This window comes from Acerihabitans sp. TG2 (assembly GCF_035013185.1).
GTDB lineage: Bacteria > Pseudomonadota > Gammaproteobacteria > Enterobacterales > Enterobacteriaceae > Acerihabitans.
Genome location: NZ_JAYGJO010000027.1, coordinates 45,383 through 65,205 on the forward strand (window position 1 = coordinate 45,383; position 19,823 = coordinate 65,205).

Below are 19,823 nucleotides of genomic sequence, written 5' to 3' on the forward strand. Positions count from 1 at the left end.
CATCCATCACCGGGCGCCATAAAACAGTTGTATAGAAATTTAAGAGGCTACCAGATGGGAGGAAAAACGAAGCTTTCGGTGTTACCTGTACGGACTACGCCAGCTCGCCCCTGATCAGCGGGACAAAACGCACGGCCTCTACGGTCGCCACCATAAATTCACCGCCATGACGTCTTACGGTGGTGAGGTCCTGAGCATCCTCACCTACCGGCAGGACCATGATCCCGCCCTCATCCAATTGCGCCATCAGCGCGGAAGGTATTTCCGGGGGAGCCGCGGTGACAATAATGGCATCAAATGGACCACGGGATGGCCAACCCTGCCAACCGTCACCGTGCCGGGTGGAGACATTATGCAAGTCCAGCTGTTTCAAACGGCGTTTAGCTTGCCACTGCAGCTTTTTTATCCGTTCAACCGAACAGACGTGCTGCACCAGATGCGCAAGGATAGCGGTTTGATAACCAGAGCCGGTGCCGATTTCCAGCACCCGGGATGTCGGCTGCAGACACAGCAGTTCGGTCATACGGGCAACAATGTAGGGTTGCGAAATGGTTTGTCCCGAACCGATGGGCAAGGCGGTATTGTCATAGGCTTTGTGTTCAAAGGCTTCGTCGATAAATCTTTCGCGCGGAACCGATTCGATGGCCAGCATCAGCCGTTCATCTTTAATTCCCTGTTGACGCAGCGTATCCAACAGTGTCTGTATCCGCCGATTTACCATTTGCCGCAGACCTCAGCGTTTTCCAGCCACGAGGTAAGCACCGATTGGGTGGAATAAGCGGTTAAATCCACCTGCAACGGTGTGATGGACACATATCCTTGTTCAATCGCGGCAAAATCGGTATCAGGCCCATTATCTAACGTCGCCCCCGGCGGGCCAATCCAAAACATTTCCTGCCCGCGCGGGTCCAGTTGCCGGATAGCCTGGTTGGCGGGATGACGGCTGCCGCAACGGGTCACTTTGATTCCTTTGATTTCCGACAACGGTAAATTGGGTACATTGATGTTTAAAATTCTACCGGTGCGCAAGGGTTCTCCGGTCAGCGCCCGGAGCAGTCGGCAGACAACGGTCACCGCCGTCGCGTAGTGGTCAGTGCCGTTGAGGGAAACGGCCAGGGCAGGCAGCCCCAGATGCCGTCCTTCCATGGCTGCAGCGACCGTACCGGAATAAATGACGTCATCGCCCAAATTAGGGCCGGCGTTAATCCCCGACACGACGATATCGGGGCCGGGGCGCATCAGCGCATTCACCCCGAGATAAACGCAATCAGTGGGCGTACCAGACTGTACTGCGATATCGCCATTAGTCTCTTTGCGGGTTCTTAGCGGGACATCGAGGGTTAACGAATTTGACGCACCGCTGCGGTTACGGTCGGGCGCGACAATCTGTACGTCGGCAAATTGACGCATGGCAACCGCCAGCAGTTGAATGCCTGGCGCATGAATTCCATCATCATTACTTAGCAGTATGCGCATATTGTTATGAGCTTATTAATTATGAGAAGTTATAAATACGCCGCCCAACCATGGAACAAAAATCCACCCGTCATCCGCCGCGCCGGGCCAACGGGCAAGGGCAGTAAAAATAAAAACAATAATCGCATGAAACGTCACGCTGGTGAAGTCTGGAATGGCCAACCAAAAATAAAATACCCAAGATAGATTTGTTCCCGCTCATCTCCCTATACTACCCTGAAAAGACCTCATTTTGAATAAACAGACGGTAGATTGGCTAAGCGAAAGTCACTGTTTCAGGCTGATCGTAGTGTCAACCAAAAGCGCCGTGCCCGGTAAGTTGACCTTGGTGGTGACCGGGCAACTGGGGGGCGCTATACCGCGATATCCGCCGGTGCATCGAGCAATTCACGTACGACGCTGGTGGCAAAACAACCGGCGGGTAAGGCAAATGAGAGCACCAGTATGCGGTCATCTTGCCACTGCCACTGCATATCGGTAGGTCTTAGCAAGAGCGCGCGCCGCGCAGGTTCCACCCGTTCGCGCGTCAGCAACGCCAACAGCTCCGGCTGTCCCGCCAGACAGGCCTGTTCAAACGCCAAGGCTTCCCCCGCACTGCCAGGTTCGCCGTCGCCTGGTAGCGGTGCGGTCAACATCAGTTCACCACTGGCAACTCGTGCCGGCAGCGTCGGCATGTCGTCATCGGTCGCCACAAACCAACTCCCCCGCCCAGCCAACTGCAATGCATCGCCGGGGAGTACGCATTCGCGGCCAAGGCGTTGCAAACGCGCGTTTACCACCAGATTGAACAGCGCGCTGCGTGCGCTTGAGAGATAAAAGCTACGCTTGCTGCGCTCTTTGACCTTAATCTCACCTCGTGACCAGCGTAGCGCCCGATCGATATTATTGCCATGATGGCCAAAACGCTGGCTACCAAAATAATTGGGCACGCCCTCATGGGCGACCAGCGCCAACCGCTGCTCTAGCGCCGGCCGGTCGCTGATATCACGCAATATCAGTGTAAAAGCATTGCCCTTCAACGTACCGATCCGCAGTTTTCGACCATGGCGGGTGGTCGCAATGATCTCACATCCCGCCAGTTGAAACTGGGTGAAATCAGGCGTTTCTTTACCGGGTAAATGCAGGCAGAACCATTGTTCCGTCACCGCATGCCGATCTTTAAGACCCGCATAACTTACCGAACGGGCCGGAATACCGGCGAATTTAGCCAGTTCCTCGGCAACAAATACGGTATTGGAACCGGTTTTCCGCACCCGTACCAAGACATGCTCACCCTCGCCGTCCGGAATAAAACCCAAATCCTCCAGCACCAGGAAATCCTCGGGCTGAGCCTTGATGACGCCACTGGCTGTGGGTTTGCCATGCAACCAACATAATTGTTGATAATCGAGGGGATTCATCATTGTATTTTTAACAGCAGGACTACCGCCTCACAGGCAATACCCTCACCGCGCCCGGTAAACCCCAGCTGTTCGGTGGTGGTGGCCTTAACGTTCACGTCGTCCATGTGGCATTGCAAATCCTCCGCCAGATGAATGCGCATCTGTGGGATATGCGGCGCCATCTTTGGCGCCTGGGCAATAATGGTGATATCGATATTGCCCAGACGATAACCCTTCTCCTGGATCCGCCGCCAGGCTTCTCGCAACAGCTCGCGGCTATCGACATCTTTATACGCCGCGTCAGTGTCAGGAAACAACTTACCGATATCGCCGAGGGCGGCAGCACCTAACAAGGCATCAGTGGCGGCATGCAGCGCTACGTCCCCGTCGGAATGGGCCAATAGTCCTTGCGCGAACGGGATGCGCACCCCGGCGATAATTAATGGGCCGGCGCCGCCAAATTTATGTACGTCAAAACCATGACCGATACGCATTTCCGGTTCTCCTTATTGTGCCGTTGATCGCTGCCACGCAGAGTGCTGCGGTTGATCATTTGGCAATGGAATCATTTTGTAATTGGGTAAAATAGAAGGTTGCCAGCGCTAAATCTTCTGGACGTGTGACTTTGATGTTATCGCCCCGTCCGGGCACCAGCAAAGGCTGATAACCGCAGTATTCCAGCGCCGATGCTTCGTCGGTAATCTGCGCGCCTTCGGCCAGCGCTTTGGTCAGGCAGTCCCTAAGCAGCACCAGCGGGAACAGTTGTGGGGTCAGGGCGTGCCATAAATCCTGGCGTTCCACGGTATGGTCGATGGTCGCGATCTGCTCCGTGCTCCGATCGGTGGCGGCGTTGCTGGCGCGCTTCATGGTATCGTTAACCGGCGTAGCCAGGATGCCACCGATAGGCGTGTGGTTAGTGATGGCCAGCAAGCGTGCCAGATCGTCTTGATGAAGGCAGGGGCGCGCGGCGTCATGCACCAATACCCAATCAGGATTCCAGGCTTGCGCCAGACGCAGGCCGGCCATAACTGAATCGGCGCGTTGCTTACCGCCGATAACCCGGCTGACCCGGCGGTCATGGGCGATGGCCAACGTATCGAAATAACGGTCGTGCGCACTGACAGCCACAATGACCCGGCGCACGCAGTCCTGGCGTAACAATGCGTCGATGGCATGTTCCAGCAGGGTTTTACCACCGATAGTGAGGTATTGTTTTGGGCAATCCATATGCATGCGACTGCCGATACCGGCGGCCGGCAAAATAGCGATGACGTCGAGAGACGTGCCGAAAGATGAGGCCATTATTGATTATTTGGTGAAACGGGCGCAGCAGGCCGACGTTTAGATTGGTCGGGCACCAAGCGATAAAAGGTCTCGCCCGGCTTAATCATGCCAAGCTCGTTGCGTGATCGTTCCTCGATGGCTTCTTGCCCATCGTTTAGATCCTTAATTTCTGCAAACAGCTGATCATTGCGTGCTTTTAGCTTTGCATTACTCGCCTGTTGGACCGCCACATCGTCCTGAACCCGGACTAAATCGTGCACACCATTTTTACCCAGCCATAAGGAATATTGCAGCCAGCCAAGCAGAACAAGTAATAGCAGCGTAAGTTTTCCCATCCCCGCCCCCTGAAAGACCGCCCAATCATCCCATAACTTATGGCCGGACTCCACACCGACAGGCAAATTCAAGGGGTAAAACCCTGGAAAGCTGCTTTATTACCCTATCTGTTGATGTTTTTTTACGGTTTGTTACCTCAGGTAACCGCACATCCGCGGTTACCACCCCGTCAAGAGGGCAAAAACCGACCAGAACAGGCAGAACACCGCGATGCCGATGCAGGGAATCATCCATAAGAGACGGCCATTCAGCAGCACGCTGAAAATAAGGCCGATCAGCACCGATACGGGGATCAAGGCCAGAAAAAACGGCCAAGTATACAGCATGAAAAATAGCGCATTGGCGCCATAGAAAAAGAAAGGAACCGAAAAAGCCAACCAGTAGAAGATAAAACCCGCCATCGCTCCTACAAAGCCATAACCCGGCTCTTCCGCGTTGCTCTCATTCGCTAGCACGGTGATAAACTTCGCCGGTATGACCTGCTTTGGTTGAATGGCATTGGGCATAAATAGTGTATCCTGGACTCTTAACTCGGCGACACGCTCATGCACAACGCCGATTTGGCTTCTCAGGACTCGATAATAACCTGCCTGCGCAGCGCGTCTAATAAATGCTGAGTCAAATGTGTTACCAATTGTTGGCCGTCGAGATGCACGTCCGGTTGTTCCGGTGCTTCATAAACTGAATCAATACCGGTAAAATTAGGCAGTTCGCCAGCACGGGCTTTTTTATACAAACCCTTGGGGTCGCGGGCCTCGCAAACCTGCAGCGGCGTATCAACATAGATTTCAATGAACCGCCCTTGCGGCAACAGTTCGCGCACCATGCGACGTTCAGAGCGATGCGGGGAAATAAACGCCGTCAGCACCACTAACCCCGCATCTACCATCAAGCGCGCAACCTCACCCACCCGGCGAATATTTTCCCGTCGATCGGCATCATTAAAACCCAGATCGCGGCATAACCCATGGCGTACATTATCGCCATCGAGTAAGTATGTGCTTACACCTAATTGATGCAGCGCCTGTTCAAGGGCACCGGCTACAGTAGATTTACCCGATCCGGACAGGCCGGTAAACCACAGCACCACCCCGCGATGACCATGTCGTTTTTCCCGTTCCTCCTGGGACACCGGGTGATCATGCCAAACGAGATTGTCATCCAATGTCCCGTTACGCTTACCGTCCATGTTTATTTTCCCCCCAGTAAATTACGGGTGCCCCAATGTGGAAAATGCCGACGTACCAGCGCGTTCAGTTCCAGCTCAAAATCGCTATGCGGTTGAGGTTCCTGGAATACCTCGGCTAAAGGTTCGCGTACCATACCGGCACCTACGGTAACGTTACTGAGCCGATCGATAAAAATCATACCGCCGGTAACGGCGTTATCCGGATATTGATCCAATATCATCGGCTCATCGAACGCCAACTCGACCAGGCCGATACCGTTTAGCGGCAGGCTATCCACCACCCGCTGGGTCAAACTGTTAATCTCTACCTGATACTGGATGTTTTCAACCCGGGCACGGGTTTTCTTACCGGCGATTTTAATATCAAAACTCTGTCCCTCCACGAGCGGCTGTTCCGTCATCCACACGACATCCACTAGGGCGTTGCGCACGGGTTGCAGGGTCTCGCCGGCGTCCACCAGCAGATCACCGCGACTGATATCGATGTCGTCTGCCAGCACCAGTGTTATCGCCTCGCCGGCCCAGGCCTCGGTTAAATCACCGTCAAAGGTGACGATGCGGGCGATAGTCGATGTGACACCCGAAGGTAGCACCTTGACGTGTTGCCCTACCCGTAGCACACCGGACGCCACAGTACCGGCATAACCACGAAAATCGAGGTTTGGCCGGTTAACGTATTGCACCGGGAAACGCATCGGCTGCTGTTCGTTGAGATTGATCACGTCCACCGTTTCCAAGACGTCCAGCAGGGTCGGCCCGCTATACCAGGGCATGGCGTGGCTTAAGGTCACGACATTATCGCCATCCAAGGCGGAAATGGGCACAAACGTGATGCTGAGGTCGACGGGCAACTCTTCGGCGAAACGCAGATAGTCTTGTTTAAATTTTTCATAAATTGCCTGGTCGTAATCCACCAGGTCCATTTTATTCACGGCCACCACCAGATGACGGATGCCCAGTAATGTACTGATAAAACTATGGCGGCGGGTTTGATCCAACACGCCCTTGCGCGCGTCGATAAGCAAAATAGCCAAATCACAGGTGGAAGCACCAGTGGCCATATTGCGGGTATATTGTTCGTGCCCCGGGGTATCGGCGATAATAAATTTGCGTTTTTCTGTTGAAAAATAACGATAGGCTACATCAATGGTAATGCCCTGTTCACGTTCAGCCTGCAGTCCGTCCACCAGCAGGGCCAAATCCAGTTTTTCGCCTTGGGTGCCGATACGTTTGCTGTCGGAGTGCAAGGTGGTCAGTTGGTCTTCATAAATCTGGCGGGTATCATGCAGCAGACGGCCAATCAGGGTGCTTTTGCCATCATCAACACTACCGCAGGTGAGGAAACGCAGCAGCGTTTTGTATTGTTGCGTATGCAGGTAGGCTTCGACCCCGCCCTGCTCGGCGATCTGTTTAGCTATAATAGTATTCATGACGATCGCTCCTTAAAAATAACCCTGGCGTTTTTTCATTTCCATCGATCCGGATTGATCCCGGTCGATAGCCCGTCCCTGCCGTTCGCTGGTGGTGGAGACCAGCATTTCCTCAATAATCTGCGGCAGGGTTTGCGCCGTCGACTCCACGGCCCCGGTTAGCGGCCAGCAGCCAAGCGTGCGAAAACGCACCATGCGCTGGCTGACCACTTCACCCGGGCGCAATTCGATACGATCGTCGTCCACCATAAGCAGCATTCCGTCTCGTTCGAGCACCGGACGCGGGCTGGCCAGATACAGTGGGACGATGTCAATATTTTCCAAGAAGATATATTGCCAAATATCCAGCTCAGTCCAGTTGGATAGGGGGAATACGCGGATGCTTTCCCCCTTATTAATCTGGCCGTTATAGTTATGCCACAGTTCGGGTCGCTGGTTTTTCGGATCCCAACGATGAAAACGATCGCGAAAAGAGTAGATCCGCTCCTTGGCGCGGGATTTTTCCTCATCACGACGGGCGCCGCCAAAGGCCGCGTCAAAGCCGTATTTATTCAAGGCCTGTTTCAGGCCTTCGGTTTTCATAATATCGGTATGTTTGGCACTGCCGTGAACAAACGGGTTTATGCCCATGGCCACGCCGTCAGGATTGCGATGCACGATCAATTCAAAACCATAGGTTTTCGCCATGCGATCGCGAAACTGATACATTTCACGAAATTTCCAGCCGGTATCCACATGCAGTAGTGGAAACGGCAGATTACCGGGGAAAAACGCCTTGCGCGCCAGATGCAGCATCACCGAGGAATCTTTACCAATAGAGTACATCATGACCGGATTAGCAAATTCGGCCGCGACTTCACGGATGATATGGATGCTTTCCGCCTCCAACTGTCGCAAATGGGTGAGTCGTTGTTGATCCATTATTAAGTCCTTAAGCCAGGTTGACCAGTGACGCGCATTGATGTGCGGCCGCGTATTGTGAGCCGAACCAGGCAATTTCATCATGAAGGGTGACCACGTCGCCAATAACCAGCAACGCCGGGGTCGGTGCCCGCTGTGCCAGCTGGTCCAAATGCTCCAGAGTGCCGGTGAACACCTGTTGATCAGCGCAGGTGCCGCGGCTTATCACCGCCACCGGCGTTTGCGGTGCCCGACCATGCTGTATCAACTGCCGGCTGATTTGCGCCGCTTTGAGTACGCCCATATAAATTGCCAGCGTCTGCCGTCCCGCCGCCAGCGCTGGCCAATTGAGCGTCTCACCGTCGCTACGGCCATGTCCGGTAATAAACGTCACGCTTTGCGCATGATCGCGGTGAGTCAGGGGAATACCTGCATAAGCCGTGGCACCGGCGGCGGCGGTCACACCCGGCACCACCTGGAACGCCAAACCGGCGGCGGCAACCGCTTGCAGTTCCTCACCGCCGCGGCCAAAAATAAACGGATCGCCACCTTTTAGTCGCACCACCCGCTGACCTTTCCGTGCATGGGCAATCAACAACTGGTTAATATCATGCTGGGGCATGCAGTGACCACCAGCGCGTTTGCCAACACAGATGCGCTCTGCATCGCGGCGCACCAAATCAAGCACGTCATCGCTAACCAAATAGTCATACAGCACGACGTCAGCTTGCTGCATTAATTGCAGGGCGCGCAGCGTCAGCAGACCAGCATCGCCCGGCCCCGCCCCCACCAGCGCCACGTCTCCCGCCTGCTCCGCGGGTGCTGTCAGCTCATCTTGTAGTGCGGTTTCGGCAGCGTCGATTTGCCCCCGGGCCACCAATGCGGCAAACCGACCGTTAAGCGCCCGCTCCCAAAAACGGCGACGTCCATTGATTGACGAGATGCGCTGTTTGACCCGCTCGCGCCAGGCACCGGCAATCTGTGCCATCGCACCAATGGAAGCCGGCAACAGGGATTCGAGTTTCTCCCGCAGCATACGTGCCAACACCGGCGCGTTACCGCCAGAAGAAATCGCGACTACGATCGGAGAGCGATCGACGATGGACGGAAAAATAAATGAGCACTTGGGCTGATCGTCCACCACATTGGCCAGCATCTGCCGGCGGTCGGCTGCCGCAGAAACCTCGGCGTTTAATTCGGCATCGTTGGTCGCAGCGATAACCAGAAATACGCCATCCAGCATGCCGACGGAAAACACCTCGCCCAACCAGTGTAGGGTTGCGGAGTCAACCTGTTGTTGCAGTTCTGGGCACAAATGACGGGCGACCACTCGGACCTTGGCTCCTGCGCGCTGTAGCAGAAGGATCTTCCGGGCAGCAACGTCCCCGCCGCCCACCACCAGCACCGGACGCTGCCTGAGATCGGCAAATAGCGGTAAATAATCCACGGCAACCTTTTAATGATTTGTTTTAGGAATAATATGACTATACGTCTTGCGATTAGGTTCTATGAAATAGTTAATTGGAATTACAATTGCATTAATGGAATAACGCCGCCATTGACAATCTGAAGAGAGAAACTGCGCCAACGAATCGTGCGATTATTTCTCCAATATGCTGGGTACGAATTGTGTTGACCCGCCGGCGGTACCATACTATGGCACAGGGTTAAGCGGCCCACTTCCGCCCCGCTTCGGTTAACAAGGATACTGTTTTATGTTTCACCCCGGTCGCTCCACCCGCGCCCGTTTAACATGGTGCTTCGGTTGTCTGTTGGCGGCGTCTACTCCCGCAGCAGCCCATACTCCTGGCCACTTTGCAGAAGAACAAATCCGCTATATCGCCACCTATTTCCCCGGACGCATGTCAGGCAGTCCGGCGGAACTGATGGCGGCAGATTACCTACGCCAGCGTTTTAGCCAACTGGGCTTTCACAGCGATCTGCGTGCTTTTAATACCCGCTATCAGTTCCATGGCGGCGAAGGAAAAGACGACAGGCGGAAAATAACCACCACTTCGGTGATCGCCGCCAAGGCCGGTTCCACTCCGGGTGAAGTGCTGATTATCGCACACTCTGATACTTTTATGCCGCGCAGCGATAAGGATTTAAACGCTAATCTGGGCGGTCTGTCACTACAGGGCGTGGATGATAATGCCTCCGGCTTGGGGGTGATGTTGGGTTTAGCGCAACAGCTCAGCAAGACCCCGCTGATGGTGGGTGTGCGATTTGTCGCGCTCAGCGCCGGCGAACCCAGTACCTTGGGAGCAGATAATTATCTTCAGCGCATGTCGCCGCAGGAGAAACGCAACACGCTGTTGGTGATTAATCTCGATAGTCTGATTGGCGGCGACAAGCTGCGGGTGGACTATAACCCAGACAGCGGGGACAGCCGCCTGAAAATACTGGTGAAAAATTTGGGTAACCAGGCACGTCAGGCTGGTATTCCACTCATTATCAATGCGCGCATCAAAATATCTGCGGACTGCCCAAGCGACGCTTTGCCGTTCGCCAAGGCCGGATTCCCAGTCATCGATGTTGGGTCGGGTATCACCGGTAATAGCTGCCGCCAGCGTAGAATCAGTCGCAATTTTCCCCAGGGCATGGTGCGCTACCAAGGTCAGCTCGATAATATCCAAAATCTGGATACCCATCTTACCGGGCAAATCAGTAAACGCGCTAGGGACAGTATGAAACTGCTGTGGCCATTATTGCAGGAAGTGACGCAGGTTGTAAAAGCACGTTAAGTCAAACTACCCTGACCAGCATACTGCTCAGGGTAGACGATCCACTCTTGAATAAAGCGGGCCCATCGCACCAGCTTTTTTATTGGTCCTGCTTGATTTACCAAACGCTATTCAAGACCCGGGGCATTATTTGGTGTGCCTGAATGTCTCGGGTCAAGACTTCGGTGGAAATGCCAATATACTTATTTTCATTTTTTTATTATTAATGAAATAGCCGCCAATCGATAACGGCTATTCAATTTCTTAAATTTGTCATGCTACGCTAATATACCATCTATGGATAAATATGATTTCCTACTTTACGAAGCGAACAAAGTGACGTCTCTGTTATAGAACAGATTTGAGAGAAATAGGGTTATTACGCACTTCCCGGTATCAGCAACCAAACGATAATATCAGACGATGGGTTGTGTTTTTACAATGCTACTTTTCTCCTCGGAGTAAACCATGATGGTTGAACCCGTGATAGCAAGGATGATACCGATAAAAGCGTAGGTTGTGGGCAGCGTTTGGTAAATCAATAATGAAATGACGGCGGTAAGCACCGGAGCCAAAGCATTAGTACAAGGCGCAACAATGATAGCTTTACCTCTGGAGAGCGCCATGACCAAAAATAAAGCACCAACGGCATTCAACACCTGCGTGGCAGCGGTAATTAAATAGGCGGCAGCCGGGTAACCAACGCTCTTATCAGGGATCATGGCGTAGGCGATGGGTGCCAGGATAATACCGGTAAGCGTCATATAAAAGAAGATAGAACTATCCTGTATATTACAGTTTGAAGCCCGTTTCATAAAAAATGCTTGTAGCCCCCATGCCAAGCAAATTATGACTGAAAAAATCAACCATAGCGATCCGCTGACTTGGGTACCATCACCTTGGCTAATGCTAAATGCCAAGATCGACAATAGTGCCAAAATAATGCCCAATGTACCGAGAAAATTAATTCTCTCTTTTAATAAGACCAGAGACAAAATAACCGTAATGGCTGGGGAGATTGATATAATAGGGAAAACCAAATATGCCGGAGCCCCCATGCCCAATGTTTTGAATAACAATAACTGGCCACCCGCACCAGTAAACCCAATCACCAATCCATAGATAATTGATTGTGGTGAAAAATCAATTTTCTTACCTTTAAGTGTAAAATAGCAGGGAATTAACATGGTAATTGCCCATATTATATAAATCCACTGATCGGGAAAACTGTACTTTTGTGTAGGAAAGGCACTAACCCCTCCCCAAACACCCCAGGTTAACACGACCATTAATGTATAAATTATCCACGAATTTCTTTTCATATTATTCACCAAGGCTAAGTTTTTTAAGGACGGCACCCGCAAGTGGATTGCCACTTATTTTTGCAGCATAGATCGCAGCCCCCATGGAGGGGTTATATTTAGGTTGGCATACCCGGTAATAACCGTTTAAATTCGCAAGTTCATGGATAAAGGGATCCAGGATAATGTCCCCGCAATTAAACACGCCGCCGGTATACGAAACCATGGTAGTTTCATCTGGTGAATAGTCCAATTCCTTGCGGACCGACTCTACCATTATGGCCAATTCTTTTGCCGCAGTGCAAAAGAGTTTATAACTTTCCTTATCTCCTTCGATTGCCGCTTCATAGGCTATTTTTGCAACCGACGCTATTTTTGTGCGATCTCCTTGCCATTTATTAAAGACCAAATCATTGATATCAAGGTCGACATCAATATGATATTTACTTTTGATCATGTCATATAAAATATCCATTTTCAGTCGATGATCAGACATTTTAGAAAAGAGGTTAAGGGCATTGCAGCCGATCCAATACGCGCTGCCTTCATCGCTGAACAGTTCTCCCCACCCGCCACAGCGGGCGTTTTTCCCGTTATGCTCTCCATAGGCGATGGATCCGGTGCCGGAAACGATATTAATGCCGTCTTGGCAACCTAGGCTAGCAGCCCAGCCACAAACCATATCGTTATTACATCGATATTTCTGCGTGCTGAGCAACGCCGCGGGAATGTGATCAAGAAAGGCCACATCAGCCGATACTTCACCGTAGGCCGGTAGGCCAAAAAAAGAGTAATCGATCGCGTCGGGCAGGACATCGGCGCGCCGGCATACTTCTACAATACCGCTGGCGATAATAGTTTTACTCTTCTCCCGTCCGACGTTTAAATAATAGCAAGTGGACGTTTCATGTTGAGCTAAAATCTCCCCTTGCGCGTTGATTAACACAAAGGCCGTTTTGGTGCCACCGCCGTCCACGCCCAGAAAAATCATGATTCGCTCCCTATGGTTAATTTCCCTGCAGAGCCACAGATCCGGATTTTACTGTAAACAACGTGTTTCATCGCATCCATGCCCACTCGCATGTAAAAGCGGGGGTCGTTAGCCTCTGGATTGACGGAAAAATACTGTTTAATCGCACCTGCAAAAGCAATTTTAAGCTCGGTACCGACGTTCACCTTACTGATACCAAGTTGAACTGCGCGAATAATATACTCATCGGGCACATCGCTACCGCCGTGCAAAACAATCGGTATATCCACCTTTGCCGCGATAGTTGCTAATCGTTCAAAATCTATTTTAGGGGTTTTTGTATACAACCCGTGGGCGGTGCCTATAGCAATAGCAAGGCTGTCGATCCCGGTGAGTTTGACAAACTCAACCGCTTCATCCGGGTCGGTAAGAAAACTTTGGCTGGCGCTAACATCTTTATCATCTTCAATGCCGCCTAATCTGCCTAGCTCCGCCTCAACGCTACAGTCGTATTTATGGCAAAAATCGGTCACATCCTTGACCAAAGCGACGTTATCGGAAAAAGTTAAATGACTGGCATCTATCATGGCGCTGCGGGCACCGGCGAAAACCTTATTACGGATGTCGCTAAGATCTTCATGGTGATCCAGATGCAACGCGATAGGTATGTCAAACGTACCGGCAAAGGATTGACATAACGCATTGAGATCCTTGAATGCAATATGCCTAAAGGTACTGGGCGAGCCGGCAAGGATAACTGGCGATTGTCGTTCATGGCAAGCTTCCAATACTGCCTGGATTGTTTCCGCGTTATGTATATTAAAAGCAGGAACAGCAAATTTTTCTTCTTTTGCTCTAGCCAGTAAATATTTTGTAGATATTATTCGCATATATTTCTCTCTTAAACGATGGTTCATCTATCACTATTTTATCGAGGGTAAAACACCGGCAGAGGAAAGTGGTATTTCATAATGTCAGTTTATGAATAACCACCCCTTCCACTACACGATTAACCACACCGGTAGGCGAAGGATTATCCGGTGACCCGCCTGAATTGAGCGACGTTAAGTAGGCAAATATTTGTGCATATAATAAATAACAAAAACCAAGATGCAGATCATCTGTACCGGTGGTCGTGGGCAGATAGATAAACTCACCCTCGTTAATGTGTTCAGCATGAATATCAGCAATAGCAATAACCCGGCGCGCCACCTTGTCATTTTTCAGTTCGGCGAATAAGTCCAGATCGTACTTTCTGGTGTAAACCGAGTTAGAGACAAAGACTACTATCAGTGTTTCGCCGTTGACGATGGACTTGGGTCCATGGCGAAAACCGGTTGGGCTGTCATAAAATGTGCTGATTTTCCCGGCGGTCAGCTCAAGAATTTTCAATGCAGACTCCTGGGCAACGCCCTGCAGTCCGCCGCTACCAAGGTAGACCACACGCTGAAATGCGTCATCGCCGAATAACGGCGCGCTATGCAGCAAATGCTGGTCGATGATCGCTCGGCCATTGTCGATAATCGGCTGAAAGGTCTTTAGGTTGTATTCGGCAGGAGCCAATACCGCCAGGCAGCTCAGCATCATATTGGTGACGCTGCTGGTCATGGCAAAACCCTGATCGTGGGTTTCCGGCGGCATCAGCAACGATAAGGTATTGGCGCTGTCAGCAAATGCCGTATGTAACCTGCCGGCTTCATTACAGGTAATGATCAGATGAAAACAATTCTTGCTGATTTGGTTAGCTAACTCTATCGCCGCCACGCTTTCCGGGCTGTTGCCCGAGCGACCAAATGAGATCAATAGCGTAGGACATGAGCAAGAGAGGTACTCCAGTGGATTACTGACCAGATCGGTTGTGGCAATAGCCTCAACACGCAGATTTAGTTTTTGCGTCAGTGCCGGAACCAGGATCTTGCCAATAAATGCCGAGGTTCCCGCACCGGTAAATATTATTCGCAGGGCGGGTAACGTTAATAAGGGATGCAAAAACGCATCAATCCGGTCGCGTTGCTGTTCAACCATAGTCAGCGTTTTATGCCAGGTATCCGGCTGCTGCATGATTTCTTGTGCAGTGGCGTATTCTAGGACATGACTCGTATGGGTAGAATGAGACATAATATTTTCTAAGCCTTATAAAAATTTAATGACACGCTAATGAATATGCTTTTATGACATTGATGATTTTATCGATGATGAGGTTTTTCGGGTTTAGTGTTAACTCACCCGCTCTTACCCGAGCATATTGCTCAGGTAGATATTGATTTAATAAGGGTAATGGGATATCTGCATTACTCAGATTATCGATCAGGGTTTGATAACTTCGCTGAACCCGTTCATTAGGCCAGTAATATCTTATTCTGTCGGAATAACTATATCGGCGCGCCAATCTTTGTTCATTTTCGTCGCCATGATAATGATGAAGCCAATACTCAGGCTCTTCTTGCATCACGGATTCAAGGGTCGCGCGCAACTTAGAGAGATTATCGAGGACAATCTCTTGTTCAATGCATTCAAGGGAAAACAGCGCTTCGCGCAGCGCAAAAGTTAACGCTGGCCCAACCTTGAGGATGGCGAAATGATCACGCACCAATTGCTGAAATGCATTGGGTAGCTGATAATCCGTGGAATGAGCCTCATAAACCAAATAAGGATACTCATTGATCATTTGACTTAATTCTTCCGCCAATTCGGGTTGATAATCAATCACCTGGGTATGATCAAACTCCACCCCTGGCTGTACCACCAATCCGATAACCCGCGGCCATGTATCCTTGAGTCCCCGTTGTGCAAAAGCCTGCTGATGCGTTTTTATCGTGCGCGCCGCCGCCGCCGGAGCGGTCACTGCCAACGTCTGCAGTTCCTCTTTGGCCCCGCCGGGTACCGGGACTTCGGTGCCAATGATATAAACAATATCGCGGCAGCCAAAATTGTCGTAGGCAGTATCTTCAGCTATTTTTGCCAATCTTGCCGAGCGTGCCGCAACGATCTGATCGCTCAGTGGAACGCTGTCGTCCCGACAGGCCATGCTACAATCAAGATGAATTTTTTTAAAACCTGCCGCGACATAAGCAGCAACCAGCACCTCTGCTTTATCCATCGCCGCGTCGGCGGTCAGTCCCTGCCAGCGATTCGGTCCCAGGTGATCACCGCCCAAAATCAGTTTTGACGTGTCAAAACCAATACTTGCAGCTTGTGCCATGATGGCCTGGAAAAAATCGGCGGGCGTCATGCCGGTATAACCGCCATATTGATCGACCTGGTTTGAGGTTGCTTCCACCAGCAGCAGCGTATTTTCCGCTTTGGCATGCAATAGCGCCGCCTCCAGTACCAAAGGATGTGCGGAGCAGATGGCATAGATGCCGATCGACTGACCTTGTTTATGTTGCTCCAGTAATGTCTTCAACGGCATACTTTTTGTTTCCATTATCCTTCCCTTCCTTTCTTTGTGTTGATCAAAGATTACATTATGACCACAAAGAAAGAAAAGAAAAGATCACACTCTGTGATGGTGATCATAAAATAACAAAACGAAATGTATAAATGCCAATTTCCTTTCTTTTGTAAGTAATGAGCGCGCACTTGGCTGAACATAGCCACTTACCCGCACCAGATGGATGACCGGCGCAGATGGGTGGCTATAGACCGTGTGGGGCCACTCGGGGCAGCGTTAAAAATTCGACAGTACTGCTGGTTGGTGGTTACAATAGCTTACCGAGGGGAAGTAATAAGGGAATGAAAGGCCTACGGGCTACATTTTATTACCCGCACCTTCGTGACATGAGTTCGATGTTTTACCCGTAGGGATGGCAGTATGAAGGATGCGATGATATGAATCTTAGTGATAAAACGCTTTCTACCAGCGCGCGCCGTGAGCGCATCGTTAATCAGTTGAAGACCCTAGGCAGTGTGCAGGTGAATGAGCTAGCGGCGGATTTTTCCGTCTCAACGGTTACCATCCGTAACGATCTGTCCTTTTTGGAAAAACAAGGTGTCGCCACCCGTGCATATGGTGGCGCGATGCTGAGCACTGCGCCAGCAGTGGAAACTGAACGCTCCATTGCCGCCAAGCTGTCGGAACATCCCACGATTAAAGAACGTATTGCCAAGCAGGCGGCTTCGCTTATCCTACCGGGAAGCACCATTATTTTGGATTCAGGTACCACGACCTATGAAATTGCACGCCAACTGCGTGGTCATGAGGAGGTCATTGTTATGACCAATGGCATGAATGTGGCGGATGCGTTAATTGATGCCCCGGGCGTTGATTTATTGGTCACTGGGGGACGCCTGCGACGCCATTCGTTATCTTTTTTTGGCAGCCAGGCCGAAACCTCTTTGCAAAATTATCATTTTGATATGTTATTTCTTGGTGTGGATGGCTTGGACCCCTTAATGGGGATAACCACGCATAACGAAGATGAAGCCAGGCTAAATCGTTGTATGTGTGACGCGTCGAAAAAAATTATCGTGGTAACCGACTCATCAAAATTTTACCGCATCAGTCTGCACAAAATTATTGGCATTGATCGTGTCGATAAAATTATTACGGACAGCAATATCCCTGGTACATTGCTGGAAATATTTGAGAATAAAGGCATTGAAGTAATATTAGTGGCAAGTGAATAATATTACTGCCATACAAACCCGGCACCCACGCGCTGCCCCATCAAGATAATTATCCTCAACGGGCGATGAATAAGAGAGTATTCGCCTTTTGGTCTGATACCACGTTTTTGATAACATTGGCGCGATCATCCTCGATGATGAGCATATTATTCTACAAGCGCCAACTCAGCGTCACTGAGTTGTTTGATAAGGTGTATTCGCAGAGCCTTAACCACAATACGTTTTGGTGCACCACACCAGATAAAATTGGTCTCGGCTACCGGCAAAAAATCCATATCAGGCATAAAAACATGACCCAACAACGCTTGAGATCGTGCTGTTTTTAAGTATTTCTCAATGCTGTTAAAAAATTCGTCCGGCGAACGGTACTTATCTCTCTTTTTGACACCGGATGTCCAGACCATAAAAACCCATCCCTCCACCTCGCTGTGCTCGACAAGACGACTATTCATCCCATTAATCAGTGGCCTAAACCATTTGCTCTCATTACAACCAAAAGGATAAACGACTTTCACTTCGATATGTTTTATCAGTGAGGCTTCATCACCGTATCCCTGATACAGGCTCAGATCTCTTTTTTTATCTTCGTCATAGAGTGAATAACGTTGGTCATCATGTCCCTCCATGGGGGTAAAACCCAAATCGAAATTGGCGATATGGCAGATCTCGGTGCATATCCAACGTTCACAGGTTGCAAAATTAAATCTTTTTGCATAATGTTCATTATGCTCCCATATATATTGGCAAATTTTGCCTAAAAAATTATCAATATCCATTCTTAACCGACTTAGTAAGTGTTTCAATATAACTATTCAAAATAGTATTTAGCCGGGTTAAAACCACGCCTAATTCTATCGATATCTCCGTTGACAGGTATCGGCCTGACGAAAAATTTCTTTAGTCGACTCTGCAGAGCCAGCTGGATTAGGAATTGAATGGAATGCAGTTGTTCCATAATTTGTAATTTTTTTTACATTTTATCAATTTTGATGCAAAGTCTGATGTACAAAACCACTCCAGTGTCCTGCACTCATCGTAAGGGGCTCGCTCAGACGGCATTGGTGTTACCGGTAACGATAAACCATGGTACGTCTTGCAAAGCCTCGGCCTGAGCTACCGTGAGATGAAATAGGCAGACGCCCTTAAGAATAAATTATTAAACAGCATAGTGATTATTGTAACGCTAATTCCTGCTGCGGGTGATGGGGTCGCAAGCAGACTATACCGCATGGATTTCGGCTAAGGCAAACAATGATCGCTAACATGGCCCCCTATTATGTTTTATTTAAGGTCTATTACGTCATTATCAATTTTTATAAACAGGAGGGTTAATGAATTAAAAAATGAGATATTAATTATTAATTAATCACATATAGATTTATCATTTAATTATATATAAATTGCTTAACGGAATTAAAAAAAGCCCTCTATTCAGAGGGCTGATCCGGAAAAGATTTCAACCTTCGTGCAAGCCGCATTCCCGTTTGAGACCGAAAAAGCGGGTTTCTTCCTCACTCATGCCCGGTTCCCATTTGCGGGTGGTATGGGTATCACCCACCGAGAGGTAACCCTGCTCCCATAACGGATGGTAGCTGAGATCGTTCGCTTTGAGGTATTGATAGACCTGGCGGTTATCCCAATCGATTATCGGCAGCAGTTTAAACACGCCGCGCTGGATGGCCAACACCGGCAAGTGGCTGCGGCTGCCGGATTGCTCCCGGCGCAGGCCTGCCAACCAGCTTTGCGCGTTTAAGCTGCTTAACGCCCGGTTCATCGGCTCGACTTTATTGATTTGGTTGTACTGCTCAATGCCCTCAACACCCTGCTCCCACAGTTTACCGTAGCGCGCCTCCTGCCAGGCGGGAGACTGCTGCGCCCGGAATACCTTGAGATTCAACCCGAGTTGATCGGTAAGTTCATCGATAAAGCGGTAGGTTTCGGGAAACAGGTAACCGGTGTCGGTTAAAATCACCGGAATGTCCGGCCGCTGACGAGTCACCAAATGCAGGCACAGCGCAGCCTGAATGCCAAAGCTGGACGAGAGCACCCGCTCACCGGGCAGGTTTTCCAACGCCCAGGCCACCCGTTGCTCCGCCGTCAGGCTTTCCAGTTGACGGTTGGTCTGCGCCAGCATTGCCGTCTGCTCATCTTTAGCCAGCGAGTTCAGTTCACTCAGGTCTAGACTGCTCATAGATAGCCCTCA

General features: G+C 50.5%; 21 protein-coding genes. 3 read left to right on the top strand and 18 right to left on the bottom strand.

The window, feature by feature from the left end; translation table 11 throughout:
* Positions 1 to 94: 94 nt before the first annotated feature.
* Positions 95 to 721 (bottom strand): protein-L-isoaspartate(D-aspartate) O-methyltransferase, encoded by a 627-nt coding sequence (locus SJI19_RS19840; protein WP_323479992.1) that lies wholly within the window; start codon positions 719 to 721, stop codon positions 95 to 97.
* On the bottom strand, positions 715 to 1,476 hold the full coding sequence (gene surE / locus SJI19_RS19845) for a 5'/3'-nucleotidase SurE (protein ID WP_323479993.1): 762 nt from the start codon (positions 1,474 to 1,476) through the stop codon (positions 715 to 717). The genes SJI19_RS19840 and surE overlap by 7 nt, the downstream gene beginning before the upstream one ends.
* A gap of 6 nt (positions 1,477 to 1,482) precedes the next feature.
* On the opposite strand from surE, the gene SJI19_RS19850 reads away from it, so the two are divergent.
* The gene (locus SJI19_RS19850; protein WP_323479994.1) at positions 1,483 to 1,662 is read left to right on the top strand and encodes a hypothetical protein; all 180 of its coding nucleotides are present in this window, start codon (positions 1,483 to 1,485) and stop codon (positions 1,660 to 1,662) included.
* 167 nt (positions 1,663 to 1,829) lie between these two features.
* Here SJI19_RS19850 and truD read toward each other — a convergent pair whose 3' ends face one another.
* The 9 genes from truD to cysG form a co-directional block, all read right to left on the bottom strand.
* Positions 1,830 to 2,876 carry a tRNA pseudouridine(13) synthase TruD gene (gene truD, locus SJI19_RS19855; protein WP_323480022.1) on the bottom strand — a complete coding sequence of 349 codons (1,047 nt, stop codon included), beginning with the start codon at positions 2,874 to 2,876 and terminating at the stop codon, positions 1,830 to 1,832.
* A complete protein-coding gene (gene ispF / locus SJI19_RS19860) occupies positions 2,876 to 3,352 on the bottom strand; it encodes a 2-C-methyl-D-erythritol 2,4-cyclodiphosphate synthase (protein ID WP_323479995.1) in 477 nt (158 codons plus the stop codon). Before ispF ends, truD begins: the two co-directional genes overlap by 1 nt.
* Positions 3,353 to 3,407: 55 nt before the next feature.
* Complete coding sequence (gene ispD / locus SJI19_RS19865) at positions 3,408 to 4,160, bottom strand: 2-C-methyl-D-erythritol 4-phosphate cytidylyltransferase (RefSeq protein ID WP_323479996.1); 753 nt, start codon at positions 4,158 to 4,160, stop codon at positions 3,408 to 3,410.
* The gene (ftsB, locus tag SJI19_RS19870) at positions 4,160 to 4,477 is read right to left on the bottom strand and encodes a cell division protein FtsB (RefSeq protein WP_323479997.1); all 318 of its coding nucleotides are present in this window, start codon (positions 4,475 to 4,477) and stop codon (positions 4,160 to 4,162) included. Before ftsB ends, ispD begins: the two co-directional genes overlap by 1 nt.
* Before the next feature lie 159 nt (positions 4,478 to 4,636).
* Positions 4,637 to 4,984: a DUF3561 family protein gene (locus tag SJI19_RS19875; protein WP_323479998.1), complete on the bottom strand. Its 348-nt coding sequence runs from the start codon at positions 4,982 to 4,984 to the stop codon at positions 4,637 to 4,639.
* Positions 4,985 to 5,046: 62 nt separating this feature from the next.
* Positions 5,047 to 5,667, bottom strand: coding sequence for an adenylyl-sulfate kinase (gene cysC, locus SJI19_RS19880; protein ID WP_323479999.1), 621 nt, complete (start codon positions 5,665 to 5,667; stop codon positions 5,047 to 5,049).
* A 2-nt stretch (positions 5,668 to 5,669) separates the two neighbouring features.
* Complete coding sequence (gene cysN / locus SJI19_RS19885; protein ID WP_323480000.1) at positions 5,670 to 7,097, bottom strand: sulfate adenylyltransferase subunit CysN; 1,428 nt, start codon at positions 7,095 to 7,097, stop codon at positions 5,670 to 5,672.
* A gap of 12 nt (positions 7,098 to 7,109) precedes the next feature.
* Entirely contained in the window at positions 7,110 to 8,018 is a 909-nt protein-coding gene (gene cysD / locus SJI19_RS19890) for a sulfate adenylyltransferase subunit CysD (protein ID WP_323480001.1), read from the bottom strand.
* Between the two features lie 10 nt (positions 8,019 to 8,028).
* On the bottom strand, positions 8,029 to 9,444 hold the full coding sequence (gene cysG / locus SJI19_RS19895) for a siroheme synthase CysG (protein ID WP_323480002.1): 1,416 nt from the start codon (positions 9,442 to 9,444) through the stop codon (positions 8,029 to 8,031).
* Positions 9,445 to 9,712: 268 nt separating this feature from the next.
* Here cysG and SJI19_RS19900 point away from each other — a divergent pair, with 268 nt between their 5' ends.
* Positions 9,713 to 10,741: an aminopeptidase gene (locus SJI19_RS19900; protein WP_323480003.1), complete on the top strand. Its 1,029-nt coding sequence runs from the start codon at positions 9,713 to 9,715 to the stop codon at positions 10,739 to 10,741.
* 395 nt (positions 10,742 to 11,136) lie between these two features.
* On the opposite strand, the gene SJI19_RS19905 is transcribed toward SJI19_RS19900, so the two are convergent.
* The 5 genes from SJI19_RS19905 to kbaZ form a co-directional block, all read right to left on the bottom strand.
* On the bottom strand, positions 11,137 to 12,042 hold the full coding sequence (locus SJI19_RS19905; RefSeq protein ID WP_323480004.1) for a DMT family transporter: 906 nt from the start codon (positions 12,040 to 12,042) through the stop codon (positions 11,137 to 11,139).
* A 1-nt stretch (position 12,043) separates the two neighbouring features.
* Positions 12,044 to 13,012, bottom strand: a complete 969-nt coding sequence (locus SJI19_RS19910; protein WP_323480005.1) for a BadF/BadG/BcrA/BcrD ATPase family protein — start codon at positions 13,010 to 13,012, stop codon at positions 12,044 to 12,046.
* A complete protein-coding gene (locus SJI19_RS19915) occupies positions 13,009 to 13,881 on the bottom strand; it encodes a tagatose bisphosphate family class II aldolase (RefSeq protein WP_323480023.1) in 873 nt (290 codons plus the stop codon). The genes SJI19_RS19910 and SJI19_RS19915 overlap by 4 nt, the downstream gene beginning before the upstream one ends.
* Positions 13,882 to 13,957: 76 nt before the next feature.
* The gene (locus tag SJI19_RS19920; protein WP_323480006.1) at positions 13,958 to 15,109 is read right to left on the bottom strand and encodes an SIS domain-containing protein; all 1,152 of its coding nucleotides are present in this window, start codon (positions 15,107 to 15,109) and stop codon (positions 13,958 to 13,960) included.
* A gap of 25 nt (positions 15,110 to 15,134) precedes the next feature.
* Positions 15,135 to 16,418, bottom strand: coding sequence for a tagatose-bisphosphate aldolase subunit KbaZ (gene kbaZ, locus SJI19_RS19925; protein ID WP_323480007.1), 1,284 nt, complete (start codon positions 16,416 to 16,418; stop codon positions 15,135 to 15,137).
* Positions 16,419 to 16,822: 404 nt separating this feature from the next.
* On the opposite strand from kbaZ, the gene agaR reads away from it, so the two are divergent.
* Positions 16,823 to 17,620 carry a transcriptional repressor AgaR gene (gene agaR / locus SJI19_RS19930; protein ID WP_323480008.1) on the top strand — a complete coding sequence of 266 codons (798 nt, stop codon included), beginning with the start codon at positions 16,823 to 16,825 and terminating at the stop codon, positions 17,618 to 17,620.
* 146 nt (positions 17,621 to 17,766) lie between these two features.
* Here the strand turns inward: agaR and SJI19_RS19935 are convergent, their stop codons facing one another.
* Both SJI19_RS19935 and SJI19_RS19940 read right to left on the bottom strand, forming a co-directional pair.
* On the bottom strand, positions 17,767 to 18,396 hold the full coding sequence (locus SJI19_RS19935) for a hypothetical protein (protein WP_323480009.1): 630 nt from the start codon (positions 18,394 to 18,396) through the stop codon (positions 17,767 to 17,769).
* Positions 18,397 to 19,076: 680 nt separating this feature from the next.
* Entirely contained in the window at positions 19,077 to 19,811 is a 735-nt protein-coding gene (locus SJI19_RS19940; RefSeq protein WP_323480010.1) for a phosphoadenylyl-sulfate reductase, read from the bottom strand.
* Positions 19,812 to 19,823: the final 12 nt, after the last annotated feature.

Bases quoted from the DNA above. Each gene is read 5' to 3' on its own strand.
- SJI19_RS19875 (WP_323479998.1), bottom strand. From the start codon at position 4,984: ATGCCCAATGCCATTCAACCAAAGCAGGTCATACCGGCGAAGTTTATC.
- kbaZ (WP_323480007.1), bottom strand. From the start codon at position 16,418: ATGGAAACAAAAAGTATGCCGTTGAAGACATTACTGGAGCAACATAAA.
- SJI19_RS19850 (WP_323479994.1), top strand. From the start codon at position 1,483: ATGAGCTTATTAATTATGAGAAGTTATAAATACGCCGCCCAACCATGG.
- SJI19_RS19900 (WP_323480003.1), top strand. From the start codon at position 9,713: ATGTTTCACCCCGGTCGCTCCACCCGCGCCCGTTTAACATGGTGCTTC.
- SJI19_RS19840 (WP_323479992.1), bottom strand. From the start codon at position 721: ATGGTAAATCGGCGGATACAGACACTGTTGGATACGCTGCGTCAACAG.
- cysC (WP_323479999.1), bottom strand. From the start codon at position 5,667: ATGGACGGTAAGCGTAACGGGACATTGGATGACAATCTCGTTTGGCAT.
- cysD (WP_323480001.1), bottom strand. From the start codon at position 8,018: ATGGATCAACAACGACTCACCCATTTGCGACAGTTGGAGGCGGAAAGC.
- ispF (WP_323479995.1), bottom strand. From the start codon at position 3,352: ATGCGTATCGGTCATGGTTTTGACGTACATAAATTTGGCGGCGCCGGC.
- ispD (WP_323479996.1), bottom strand. From the start codon at position 4,160: ATGGCCTCATCTTTCGGCACGTCTCTCGACGTCATCGCTATTTTGCCG.
- SJI19_RS19920 (WP_323480006.1), bottom strand. From the start codon at position 15,109: ATGTCTCATTCTACCCATACGAGTCATGTCCTAGAATACGCCACTGCA.
- cysN (WP_323480000.1), bottom strand. From the start codon at position 7,097: ATGAATACTATTATAGCTAAACAGATCGCCGAGCAGGGCGGGGTCGAA.
- truD (WP_323480022.1), bottom strand. From the start codon at position 2,876: ATGAATCCCCTCGATTATCAACAATTATGTTGGTTGCATGGCAAACCC.
- ftsB (WP_323479997.1), bottom strand. From the start codon at position 4,477: ATGGGAAAACTTACGCTGCTATTACTTGTTCTGCTTGGCTGGCTGCAA.
- SJI19_RS19940 (WP_323480010.1), bottom strand. From the start codon at position 19,811: ATGAGCAGTCTAGACCTGAGTGAACTGAACTCGCTGGCTAAAGATGAG.
- SJI19_RS19935 (WP_323480009.1), bottom strand. From the start codon at position 18,396: ATGGATATTGATAATTTTTTAGGCAAAATTTGCCAATATATATGGGAG.
- SJI19_RS19905 (WP_323480004.1), bottom strand. From the start codon at position 12,042: ATGAAAAGAAATTCGTGGATAATTTATACATTAATGGTCGTGTTAACC.
- SJI19_RS19910 (WP_323480005.1), bottom strand. From the start codon at position 13,012: ATGATTTTTCTGGGCGTGGACGGCGGTGGCACCAAAACGGCCTTTGTG.
- surE (WP_323479993.1), bottom strand. From the start codon at position 1,476: ATGCGCATACTGCTAAGTAATGATGATGGAATTCATGCGCCAGGCATT.
- agaR (WP_323480008.1), top strand. From the start codon at position 16,823: ATGAATCTTAGTGATAAAACGCTTTCTACCAGCGCGCGCCGTGAGCGC.
- SJI19_RS19915 (WP_323480023.1), bottom strand. From the start codon at position 13,881: ATGCGAATAATATCTACAAAATATTTACTGGCTAGAGCAAAAGAAGAA.